The organism is Amycolatopsis sp. NPDC026612, assembly GCF_040638285.1.
Classification (GTDB): Bacteria; Actinomycetota; Actinomycetes; order Mycobacteriales; family Pseudonocardiaceae; genus Amycolatopsis.
Genome location: NZ_JBEZYB010000075.1, coordinates 25,697 through 36,443, shown reverse-complemented (window position 1 = coordinate 36,443; position 10,747 = coordinate 25,697). Strand labels below are relative to the sequence as shown.

Sequence of the window (10,747 nt, the reverse complement as noted above, 5' to 3'; positions counted from 1 at the left end):
CCGTCCGGATCCCCGCGCTGGTCACCGTCGTCGCGGTGCTCCTCGGGTTCGCACTGCGCGGCGGTTTCACGTCCGGTCGAGCCGGTGCACGGCCACTTCGCGCACGACGAGCAGCACCGCGGCCGCCACCGGCACCGCAACGAACGCGCCCACCACGCCGAGCAGTGCGAACCCGAGGAGCACCGCGACGACGGTGACCAGCGCGGGGATCCGGACGGCGCGGCCGACGATCTTCGGCAGCAGCACGTAGTCCTCCAGCACCCGGTAGCCGACGAAGAAGCCCAGGGTCGCCAGCCCGACCGGCACCGACACCGTGAGCGCGAGGAGGCTGGTGCCTGCCCCCGCTGCGACCGAACCCGCCACCGGTACCAGGTCGAGCACGGCGACGAGCGCGGCGAGCACGAGCGGGTAGGGCACGCCGAACGCCGAGAGCCAGGCGAACGCCGCCGTCCCCGCGATCAGCGACACCACGACGTTGCCGACGAGGTACGCGCCGACCTTCCGGAAGACCGCGTCGCCGATCAGGATCACCCGTGGCCGCCGGGAGCGCGGAGCCAGCCGGTACAGCGCCGTGCGGATCCGTGGGAAGTCGGCGACGAAGTAGGTGGCGAGCACCACGACGATCACGGTGTCGCCGAGCAGCCCGGCGAGCGACTTCGCCACGTCCGCCCAGTGGACGGACCGGACGGCGGCCTCGAGACCGAAGGTTTCGTTGGCGCGGCCCAGCAGGGTGCCGTGGTCGCGCAGCTGGGTCAGGGAGCGCGGAGCGCCGTTCCGCAGCTGCGTCGCCTGCTCGGCCAGCGGGACGGCGGCCGCGGCGACGGCACCGCCGAGGACGGCCAGTCCGGTCACGACGACCACGGCGGCGGCGAGCGCGCGGGGCACCCGGCGCGCGAGCCGGGCGGTCACCGGTTCGAGCCCGACGGCGAGGAAGAACGCGATGCCGATCAGCAGCAGCACGTCGGAGGCCGCGAGGACGAGCTCGACGACCGCGACCGTGACGGCCACCCCGGCCGCGGCGAGCATCCCGGTGAAGAACGGCGACCGGCGGTCGATCGGTTTTCCCGGCGCGCCCAACGGCTCTTCCTGCCGGGCCGCCGCTCCTTCGGCTTCGCCGACGGGATGCCCGGCGCGGTAGGCCCCTCGTCCGCTCGTTGCGTGCATGAGCGGGCGGCTACCCGCACGCGGCGCGGCCGAATCCCCCCGATCCGGGCGGGCGGTCAAGTCCACGCTTCCCGGTGACGGCGGCCGCCTGCCGTTGCCGGAACCGTTGCGGTGCCGGGAAAATCGGTTATGAGCTTCAAGAGTCTCCCGCTCGTCCCGGTCATCGCCGTACTGGCCGCGTTCGCGGTGTGCCCGGAAGCGGCGGCCATCAGCGCGCCGCGGTTGCTGATCAACCAGGACTTCCCCGATCCGGACGTCGTCAAGACGGCCACGGGCTACTTCGCGTTCTCGACGAGCACCGGAACAACACGGATTCCCTTCGCCGCCTCCCCGGCACCGGAAGGGCCTTGGCGGATCACCGGCGACGCGCTCGCGGCCGTCCCCGCGTGGGCCAAACCGGACGGCGGGTTCTGGGCACCGGACGTCACGCAGCTGGCGGACGGGACGTTCGTGCTGTACTTCGCGGCCGCGCAGACGGCCGGCGGCGAGATGTGCCTCGGCGCGGCGACGGCGAAGAAGCCGGAGGGGCCGTACACCCCGGCCGGCGACCGGCCGCTGGTGTGCGTGCCCGACGACCACGGGGACATCGACCCGCAGACGTTCGTCGACGCGGACGGATCCCGGTACCTGCTCTACAAGAGCGACGGTGCGGCCACCGGGCCGCCGTCGGCGATCTGGGCGCAGAAGCTGCAGGCCGACGGCCGCACGCCGGCCGGCCCGCGCACCGAGTTGCTGAGGGCCGACCTCACGGCCGAGAAGGCGGTCGTCGAGGCGCCTTCGGTGGTGAAGACGCCGTCTCGCTACTTGCTGTTCTATTCCGCCGACACGTTCCAGAACACGGGTTACCACACGTGTTACGCGTCCGCGCCGACGCTGGCGGGCTCGTTCGTGAAGGCCGACGCCCAGTTCCTGTCCACGGACCTGCTCGGCGGCAAAGTGGACGCACCGGGCGGCGCCGACGTGGTGGACGGCCACATCTTCTTCCACGGCTGGCTGGGCGGCGGCCGCACCGCGCGCGGCCTGTACGAGCTGCCGATTTCCTTCCCGGGCGACGTGCCGCAGCTGGGCTGAGCTGTCACCCACCCGGGTAACGCTCCGGTTGGGTGGCCCGGCGCCCGGATATCCGGGAGGCGAGGAACGGAGGAAGCGTCATGACGGTGTGGTGGGGACTGGCGGGCTTGCTCGGGCTGCTGGGGTGGTGCGGGCTGCTCCGGAGCCACCGGGCCGACGGCGCGGCCGTCGAGGACGACCCGCTGGCCCGCTATCCGGTGGCTCGTGAGCCGGCGTCCCCGAACGCCGACGCGGCGCACACACCGCTCATGACCCCGGCGATCACCCCGGAAATGCTGGCACAGCCTCGCCCGGACGTGCCGGAGTCGGGGAGCATCGCGGGGGAGATCCCGGCTCCACGGCCGCAAACCCCGGGGGAGGGGGAAAATCGGGAGGTGCGGGTGCCCGCGGTGCCTCAGGGAGGGGCGCCGCCCGCGGCTCGGCACGAAGGGATCGCGCGGCCGCAGCCACCGGCCTCCGCCGTTCCGCGGCAGCCCAGGCATGCGCTGGGCCCGGCGGAAACTCCGGGGGTACCGCAGGCTCGGCCGGAACCGGAAACCCGGCCCGTCCCGGCTTCGAAGCCGCAAGCTCGCGAGCCGGAGCCGGAGCCGGAGCCGGAGCCGGCGGCGGTGCGGCACAAGGAAATCCCCGTGCGGCGATCGCTCCCCGGCTCGATCCTGCACGGGCTCGCCGGCCCGGCGAAGCGGCTCCTGCGGCGGAACTGACCCGCCTTCAGGGCAGTGGCACGCGGGTCCCGGCCACCCCGGCGAGGAGGTCGCCGTGGTCGTCGATGCGGTCGAGGACCTCGTCGGCCGTGAACGTCAGGTGCGTGACGTGGCGGCAGGCGCGGACCTCGTCCCACGTCACCGGGGTCGACACCGTCGGCCGGTCGCGGCCGCGGAGTGAATACGGGGCGACCGTGGTCTTCGCCGGGTTGTTCTGGCTCCAGTCGATGAACACGCGGCCCGTGCGCTGGGCCTTCGCCATCACGGCGGTCACCGACTCCGGCGTCTCCCGCGCGAGGCGCTGGGCCAGCCCCTTGGCGTAGGTGGACGGCGCCGCCGGGTCGTCGGTGCGGATGCCGCAGTAGAGCTGCATCCCCTTGGAGCCCGACGTCTTCGCGTACGGCGTCAGCCCGTCCGCGGCGAGGACCTCGTGCAGGCGCTCGGCCACCCGGCAGCAGTCGACGATCGTCGTGCCCGGCCCCGGATCCAGGTCGAACACCAGCCGGTCCGGGGGCTGCCGCGTGCCCGACTCCACCGTCCACTGGGGAACGTGGAGCTCGAGTGCCGCCATGTTCGCCGCCCACACCAGGCCCGGGAGGTCGTCGAGGAGCGGGTAGTCGATCGTGCCGCCGCTCGCGGCCAGGCGCACCGTGCGCAGCCAGTCCGGCGCACCTTTCGGGACGTTCTTCTCGAACCACTTCTGGCCGTCGACGCCGTTGGGGTAGCGGATGAACGTGACCGGCCGCCCGGCGAGGTGCGGCAGCAGCACGGCCGCGACGCGGGAGTAGTAGTTGATCACCTCGCCCTTGGTGAACCCGCCCGCCGGGTACAGCACTTTGTCCAAATTGGACAGCGTGAGCCGCCGGTTTCCCGCCTGGACGGTGATCCGCCCACCCGCGGGCTCGGCCGGGGGCGGCGGTGGTGGGGCGACGGGTTCCGGGGGCCCCGCGCGCGGCGCCAGGACTTCGGCCGGTTCCTTGTCGTGGCGCAGGCCGCGCCATGCGGTGTGGCGGACGCGGCCGGCGCGGGTGAACTGGCGGTAGACGATCTCGCCCACCAGGCGCGGTTCGACCCAGCGGGCGCGGACGATGTCCTCCCGCGGCGGTGTCGTCACGAAGGGATGCGTCCGGCGCTCGATGGCCTGCAGCTGCGCCTGCAGGTCGGCGCGGGCGGCCTGGCTGAAGCCGGTGCCGACGTCGCCGATGTAGACGAGGTCGCCGGTGACGGGGTCGTGCGCGCCGAGCAGCAGCCCGCCGAGGGTGCCGGTGAAGCTGCGCTGGCCGGGCCGCCAGCCGCAGACGATCACCTCCTGCGTCCGGACCAGCGGGTGCTTGAGCCAGGAGTCCGGCCGCTGCCCCGGGAGGTAGGCCGACGAGCGCAGTTTCGCGACGACGCCCTCGTACCCGGCGGACGCGGCGTGGGCGAGGAAGTCTCCGGGTGTGCGGCGGTCGGCGGCGAGCTGGTCGAAGGTGACCGCGCGGACCACGGAAACGCGGTAGGGGTCGGGCATCGGCAGTGCGTCCAGCAGGCGGCGGCGTTCGTCGTACGGGGTGGCCAGGAGGCTCCGGTCACCGAGCCGGAGCAGGTCGAACGCCAGGAACCGGACCGGGACGTCCTTGAACTCGAGGCCCTTCGGCCCGCTCTGGTACCGGACGTAGCGGCCGCGGCGCTCCTGCATCCGCTCGAAGTCGATCCGGCCGTCTTCGCCGTAGACGACGACCTCGCCGTCCAGGTAGGCGGCCCGGCCGTCCAGCGCGGGGGCGAGCACCCCGGCGAGGTCGGCGAACTCCGCGGTGAAGTCGATGTTGTTGCGGCTGGTGAGCACGGTGGTGCCGTCGGGGGCGATCTGCATGGCCGCCCGGTAACCGTCCAGTTTGTACTCGTAGGCCCACTCCGGGCCGCTGCGCAGCCGCCCGCCGTCGGCCTTGGCGAGCATCGGCTCGACCCACGCCGGGACGCGGGACGCGTCGTGTGCCGCCATGTCGACCTCCGTCACCTCACGTGCCCAAGGTAACCCGTTCGGCCTAGCTTTGCTGGGTTTATGCAGGTGAACGCCTTTTGAACGCCTGTTCGGGCTGCCGGTCAGGCGGGGAAGAAGTCGTCGACGGCCCGGCGCAGCGTCGTGCGCACCGTCTCGGGGTCGTCGAGTTCGCCGCCGTGCAGGGCGCCGTCGCGCAGCAGGACGAGCACGTGCGCCGCGTAGTCCGGGTCCGGGTGACCGAGGGCCGCCGCCTGTTCGCGCAGGACGTCGAAGAACCACTTCCGGTGGTCGTCGATGACCTGGCGGACCCGGTTCTCCGGATCGGGGTACTCGGCGGCGGCGTTGAGGAACTGGCAGCCGCGGAAGTCCTCGCCGCAGGTCGCGTCGCCGACCACGGCCATGGTCCCGGCCAGCGCCTCGCGCGGCCCCTTGCCCGCCCGCGCCGCGTCGACGGCCGCACGGATCCGGCGGTTGGTCTCGGTGAGGTAGGCCGCGACCAGGTCGTCCTTCGTGGGGTAGTGCCGGTAGAACGTCGCCCGGGTCACGGCCGCCTCCGAGACCAGGCGTTCCACGCCGACGGCGTGGATGCCCTCGGCGTAGAAGAGCCGGGCGGCGGTCGCGAGCAGCCGGTCCTTCGGGTGCGGCTCGACAGTCCTCATCCCCGCAGCATAGAGAAAGACCGATCGTTCTGCTAGATCGGCTTCGTCACATTGCCACGGCGGCGCCGACGGGCCACTGTAGCTAACAGAAAGACCGATCGTTCTTCCCGAAGGAGCCGGCCATGAGCAAGCCCACCATCGTCCTGGTCCACGGCGCGTTCGCCGATTCGTCCAGCTGGAGTGGCGTCGTCGCGAAGCTGCAGGAGCAGGGCTATCCCGTCGTCGCGGTGGCGAACCCGCTGCGTGGCGTCGAGTCCGACGCGGCCTACGTGGCCGACGTCGTCGCCGGCGTGTCCGGCCCGGTCGTTCTGGCCGGCCACTCCTACGGCGGCGCCCTGATCACCCGGGCGGCCACCGAGACGCCGAACGTCCGCGCGCTGGTCTACATCGCCGCGTTCCAGCCCGACGCGGGGGAGAGCGTGTTCGAGCTGTCCGGCCGCTACCCGGGCGCCAAGCTCGGCCCCGAGACCACGAACGTGCTGGAGCACGACGGCGAGCCGGAGCTGTCCATCAAGCCGGCGGACTTCGCCGAGGTCTTCGCCGCCGACGTGCCCGCGGCCACCGCGGCGATCCTCGCGGTGACCCAGCGGCCGGTCGCGCAGCAGGCGCTGGCCGCGCCGTTCGAGGGCACCCCCGCGTGGACGAAGCTGCCGTCGTGGACGCTGGTCGCCAACCAGGACAACGCGATTCCGGCCCAGGCGCAGGAGTTCATGGCCGAGCGCGCGTCGTCGACGGTCCGCCGGATCGACGCCTCGCACGCCGTCGCGGTGTCCCAGCCGGCCGTCGTCGCCGAGGTCATCCTCGCGGCGGCGGCGAGCGTCGAGTGAGCCACCGGCAGCGGGCGGTCGCCTCGTCCAGGCGCGACGGCTTTTCCGGGTTGCGCACGGCGTAGATCCCCGTCACGAGGCCGACGCTTTCCCCCGGCGTTTCCGACGACGCCTGGGCCGGTGCGTGCTTCGCTGGGGGACAGGACGAGGGCGGAGCGGTCGCCCTCGACGTCAGCTGACCAGCACGCTCTCGTCCAGCCCGGCCAGGATGGCCGCGGCGTCGTCGTAGATCGCGACCGCGCCGGCGTCGGTCAGCTCGGCCGCGCCGACCCCGCCGGAGAGCACCGAGACCGTGCGTACGCCGGCCTTCGTGGCGGCGTGGACGTCCCAGACCGCGTCGCCGACGAAGATCGTGTCCTCCGGCGCGGTGCCGGCCTTGTCGAGGGCGGCGAACACCGGCTCCGGATCGGGTTTCGTCGCCTCGACGTCGTCGCCGGAGACGATGCCCGCGACCACGTCGTCGACGTCGAGGACCCGGCGCAGCTCCTTGAGCTCGTCCGGGGCCGCCGACGTCGCCAGCACGACGCGCATCCCGCGCTTCGCCAGGGTGCGGATGAGGTCGGGGGCGCGGTCGAAGGGCCGCAGCAGGTCGGCCGTCTCCAGGTAGAAGCGGCTGTGCAGCTCCTTCGCCTGGTCGCCGATGCGGCCGGCGTCTTCGTCGCCCAGCAGCGTGCTCAGCAGCTTGCCGGACCCCTTGCCGATCGCGCGGTGCACGCGCCAGGAGTCGACGTCCCGGTCCAGCGCGTGGAACGCCCGGCGCCAGGCGTGGACGTGGAGGTAGTTGGAGTCGACGAGCGTGCCGTCGACGTCGAACAGGACCGCGGTGGCGATGGCAGGCTCCTCGGGTCGGTGCGGTTTCTCTGTGCTCCTCGCGGGTACCGGGAGGATGATCCGAATACCCCGGCCCGGAGGGAAGTACACATGACCGGCCTCGTCTCGGCGGGTTTCCGCGGGCTGGCGGCGCTGCGGCACGCCCCGGCCTTCCACCCCGCCGGCGTGGTGCTGCACGGCGAACTCCGGCCCGTGGCGGACGACCTGCCGTGGCCGGCCGGGCCGTCCCCGGTGGTCGCGCGGCTGTCGAAGGGCGCCGGCACGCCCGGGCGGCTGCCCGACGCGCTCGGGCTGGCGGTGCGGATTCCCGGGGCGGGCCGCGACGGCGGACCGTGGGACATCCTGCTGACGACGGCGGGCAGCGGCCACGTCGGGCGGATGCTGCCCCGGCCGGCGGCCGCGTGGACGCACGGCGCCTACAGCAGCCTCGCGCCGTACCGGCGGGCCGACCGGCTCGTCTGGCTGGGGGCGTGGGCGGCGGCGTCGGCGCCGCGGATCGAAGCGTCGCTCGACGCGGTGCGCGCGACGGAAACGTGGGAATTCGTGCTCCGGACCGGCCGGGAAGACGGGCGCTGGTGCGACAGCGCGGTACTGACGCTGACGGAACCCGGCGGGGACGCACCGTCGTTCGATCCGATGCTGAACCACCCCGAAGGGCTGTCCTTCGCCCCGGACTGGCTGGTGCGGCTGCGGGAGCGGGCGTACGCGGGGAGCCGGGCCGGGCGGCCGTCGTGAAGTGACCGGCCGCCCGGCCCGGTGCCGGGTCACCGGGAGTCGGCGATGGGGCTCCGCGTGGCACCGAGCGGGATCAGGCCGAGCGCGATCATCCCCACGCCCAAGCCGAAGTGCAGCCAGTTGTCGGCGGTGTTGACCGGGACGAAGTTGGCCGCGCTGCCCTGGTCGATCACCAGGCCGTAGAGCCACAGGACGAGGTAGACGACGCCGCCACCGACGAGGAACGCCCGGGCCCCGCCCGGGGTCCTCGCCATGGCGAGCCCGGCGACGCCGAACGCGAGGTGGACGATGTTGTGCAGGATCGAAACGGCGAAGATGCCCAGCAGCATGGCCCCGGAATGGTGCCCGGCCCAGGACAGCATGTCGTAGTGCGTCGTCACGCCGGGGATGAAGCCCAGCACGCCGACCAGCAGGAAAACCACTCCCACGATCGCGGCGAGGAGCTGGCGCGGGGTTCGCCGGACCTCGGTCTCCATCGATGACATGGTCGCTTCCTCCGATTCGGATGGCCGGCCCCTCGGACGGGGGACCCGGGGCGGCATGCCCGGCAGCGCGGCGGGCAAACGCGTTTCGCCACCCGCAGTCCGGGTATGCCCGGGTTTCGCCCGATCGGAGGAAGCGATGAGCACTCCCGAAATCGATCCCGTGACCGCCGAGAGCATGGAAGCCGACGCCGACATCGGCGGCGAGCACACCGAGCCGACGTTCCGCGACCAGGAGCCCCACGCGGACGAGACCGACGAAGAGGACCCCGACCGCGGGGGCATGCCGCCCGGGTGAGGTCAGGAGCGGGCCCGCGGGTAGCTCCGGCGCTCGCCGATCCGGCCGTCCTTGGTGTGGATGAAGTGGGCCATGTCCATGATGAGGTCTTTGTACTTGCCTTCGATGCGGCAGTTCCAGCCTTGGAACAGGTATTGCATGGTCACGGTCATTTCGCCGAAGGCGCCGCCGATGAGTTCTTGGAGTTTGTGGGCGTAGACGGGGTCGGGCTTTTCGGGTTTGGCTTCGAACTGCAGCAGCTTCGTGTGACGGAACACGTGATCTCCCTTCCGATCCCGCGGAGTTCCCCCGTTCGGCCGCATCAACCGGGAACATCGCCGTGTTTGACGGGTTCGGGACGGGTTATCCGATCGGACGATCGTCGCGAAGGAGGTGGTCACCGGTGCTCGCCCGGCACAATTCGGTCTGGCTGGTGCCCCGAGACGGGGCGCCGGACAGGGCATCGGTCGTCGGCGTGCTGGACCGGTCGACGTACCCGCAGCTACGCGACCGGCTGCTCGAATTCGCGGTGGACGCCGCGGACGGCGTGCTGATCGACATCGAACGCCTCGAGCTGCGCGACCGGACGCTGACCAGGGTGTTCGCCCTCGTCGCCCTGCGGGTCGGCGACTGGCCGGCGACGCCGTTCGCCCTCGTCACCGGCCGGCCGGAACAGCGGGCGGTGCTCGCCGCGACCGCGGTCGACCGCTGCGTGCCGGTCTACCCGGACGCCGGCACGGCGGAGGCCGCGCTGACCCGCCCGGCGCGACGGCGGGCGTCGCGGCTGCTCGACCGGTCGCCGCGCACGTCGGCGCGGGCCCGCGGGTTCGTCCGCGGGGTCTGCGCGGAGTGGATGGTGCCCGAACTGGCCGAAGACGCCGAGCTGGTCGCGACCGAACTCGTCGAAAACGCCCTTCGCCACACGGATTCGGCACCCCGGCTGCAGCTCGAGCTGCGCCGCGGGACCCTCGCCGTCGAGGTCTCGGACGAGAGCGAGCGGCCGGCGATGCTGCGAGAGCGGCTGAACCCGGCCGACGCGGGCCTGGGCCTGCGGATGGTCACCAAGGTCGCGAAGATCTGGGGGAGCAGCCGGTCCGGTTCCGGCGGCAAGACCGTGTGGGCCCTGCTGTCCCGCAGGGGAGTGGTCCGGCCCGGAACGCCGTGAAGGCCGCCTTCAGGAACTTCGAGGTCCTGAAGGCGGCCTTCACGGCTGGGGAGCGACGAGAGGTCAGGAACCCGGGCCGGAGTAGATTTCCGCGGCCGGCGGGTCCGAGACGGTGGCCGGCTTGTTCCAGTCGCCGAACTCCATGGCGCCGCTCTTCGGGTCCTGCATGCGCAGCAGGTAGTGCGGTTCGGCAGCGGCCACGGTGGCGGTGCCGTCCGGGCTCGTGAAGCTCAGTGCCGGCGTGCCGGCGAGCGTCGTGGGCTCACCGGCGGTGAAGGTCGACTTCTTCAGCTCTCCGAGAGTGCCTTCGGTGAACGACTTGTAGTCGAGGAACACCTTGAAGGCGTCCGCGATGCCCGCGCCGATCTTGGCCTTGGACGACACCCACTTGCCGGTCAGCTGCTTGCCCGCCGACGCCGGGATCCCGGCCTGCTTCACCAGCGAGTCGGTGAACTTGAAGTAGTACTTGTCCCCGATGCGCAGGACGGGGATCTCGAGACCGTCCTTCACCACGGTGCCGCTCGCGCTGTCCGGGTTGAGCTGCAGGTCCAGGTTGATGGTGCTGCCGTCCTGGGCCATGGTGCCCTTGACGTGCACGGCCGACGCCTGCTTGGCGGCGTCGGCGATGGCCGTTCCCACCTTGGCGGCGTCGAGGGCCGGGGGCGCCGGGGTGGTGGACGGCGCCGCGGAAGAGGACTCGACGGCGGCCGGGGCCGCGGTGCCCGAGGTGCCGGCGCAGCCGGTGCAGACGAGGGCGAGGGATCCGGCCGTGAGGAGCGCGGCCAGGCGGAGGCGAGGCATGGGTAGTCCGTTCGTGAAGGCCGGGGCTTCCCCGGACACGAACGGGCTAT

Annotated in this window: 12 protein-coding genes and 1 pseudogene; 6 read left to right on the top strand and 7 right to left on the bottom strand. The window is 72.5% G+C overall.

The genetic code is table 11. The annotated features are described in order from the left end of the window. Positions 1–66 precede the first annotated feature (66 nt). Positions 67–1,164, bottom strand: coding sequence for an AI-2E family transporter (locus AB0F15_RS37525; protein ID WP_360281244.1), 1,098 nt, complete (start codon positions 1,162–1,164; stop codon positions 67–69). Between the two features lie 129 nt (positions 1,165–1,293). Between AB0F15_RS37525 and AB0F15_RS37520 the strand changes: the two genes are divergently transcribed. Together AB0F15_RS37520 and AB0F15_RS37515 are read left to right on the top strand one after the other, a co-directional pair. After that, positions 1,294–2,235, top strand: a complete 942-nt coding sequence (locus tag AB0F15_RS37520) for a glycoside hydrolase family 43 protein (RefSeq protein ID WP_360281242.1) — start codon at positions 1,294–1,296, stop codon at positions 2,233–2,235. 80 nt (positions 2,236–2,315) lie between these two features. Beyond that, positions 2,316–2,939 carry a hypothetical protein gene (locus AB0F15_RS37515; RefSeq protein WP_360281240.1) on the top strand — a complete coding sequence of 208 codons (624 nt, stop codon included), beginning with the start codon at positions 2,316–2,318 and terminating at the stop codon, positions 2,937–2,939. 7 nt (positions 2,940–2,946) lie between these two features. Here the strand turns inward: AB0F15_RS37515 and ligD are convergent, their stop codons facing one another. Together ligD and AB0F15_RS37505 are read right to left on the bottom strand one after the other, a co-directional pair. Then, the gene (gene ligD, locus AB0F15_RS37510) at positions 2,947–4,920 is read right to left on the bottom strand and encodes a DNA ligase D (RefSeq protein WP_360281238.1); all 1,974 of its coding nucleotides are present in this window, start codon (positions 4,918–4,920) and stop codon (positions 2,947–2,949) included. A gap of 101 nt (positions 4,921–5,021) precedes the next feature. Beyond that, positions 5,022–5,579, bottom strand: coding sequence for a helix-turn-helix domain-containing protein (locus AB0F15_RS37505; RefSeq protein WP_360281236.1), 558 nt, complete (start codon positions 5,577–5,579; stop codon positions 5,022–5,024). A 122-nt stretch (positions 5,580–5,701) separates the two neighbouring features. On the opposite strand from AB0F15_RS37505, the gene AB0F15_RS37500 reads away from it, so the two are divergent. Further along, the gene (locus AB0F15_RS37500) at positions 5,702–6,406 is read left to right on the top strand and encodes an alpha/beta hydrolase (RefSeq protein WP_360281234.1); all 705 of its coding nucleotides are present in this window, start codon (positions 5,702–5,704) and stop codon (positions 6,404–6,406) included. Between the two features lie 171 nt (positions 6,407–6,577). Here the strand turns inward: AB0F15_RS37500 and AB0F15_RS37495 are convergent, their stop codons facing one another. After that, positions 6,578–7,327, bottom strand: coding sequence for an HAD family hydrolase (locus AB0F15_RS37495; RefSeq protein ID WP_360281232.1), 750 nt, complete (start codon positions 7,325–7,327; stop codon positions 6,578–6,580). Here AB0F15_RS37495 and AB0F15_RS37490 point away from each other — a divergent pair, their 5' ends adjacent. Continuing rightward, entirely contained in the window at positions 7,328–7,972 is a 645-nt protein-coding gene (locus AB0F15_RS37490; protein WP_360281230.1) for a hypothetical protein, read from the top strand. 29 nt (positions 7,973–8,001) lie between these two features. Here AB0F15_RS37490 and AB0F15_RS37485 read toward each other — a convergent pair whose 3' ends face one another. Beyond that, positions 8,002–8,448: a DUF4383 domain-containing protein gene (locus tag AB0F15_RS37485; RefSeq protein ID WP_360281228.1), complete on the bottom strand. Its 447-nt coding sequence runs from the start codon at positions 8,446–8,448 to the stop codon at positions 8,002–8,004. A gap of 145 nt (positions 8,449–8,593) precedes the next feature. Between AB0F15_RS37485 and AB0F15_RS37480 the strand changes: the two genes are divergently transcribed. Continuing rightward, positions 8,594–8,752 (top strand): hypothetical protein, encoded by a 159-nt coding sequence (locus AB0F15_RS37480; RefSeq protein WP_360281226.1) that lies wholly within the window; start codon positions 8,594–8,596, stop codon positions 8,750–8,752. Between the two features lie 74 nt (positions 8,753–8,826). On the opposite strand, the pseudogene AB0F15_RS37475 reads toward AB0F15_RS37480, so the two are convergent. Next, positions 8,827–9,009 (bottom strand): annotated as a pseudogene (locus AB0F15_RS37475) (manganese catalase family protein); the annotation flags it as partial. A 125-nt stretch (positions 9,010–9,134) separates the two neighbouring features. Here AB0F15_RS37475 and AB0F15_RS37470 point away from each other — a divergent pair. Continuing rightward, positions 9,135–9,896 carry an ATP-binding protein gene (locus AB0F15_RS37470; protein WP_360281224.1) on the top strand — a complete coding sequence of 254 codons (762 nt, stop codon included), beginning with the start codon at positions 9,135–9,137 and terminating at the stop codon, positions 9,894–9,896. Between the two features lie 63 nt (positions 9,897–9,959). Here the strand turns inward: AB0F15_RS37470 and AB0F15_RS37465 are convergent, their stop codons facing one another. After that, a complete protein-coding gene (locus AB0F15_RS37465; RefSeq protein ID WP_360281222.1) occupies positions 9,960–10,697 on the bottom strand; it encodes a hypothetical protein in 738 nt (245 codons plus the stop codon). Between the last annotated feature and the right edge of the window lie 50 nt (positions 10,698–10,747).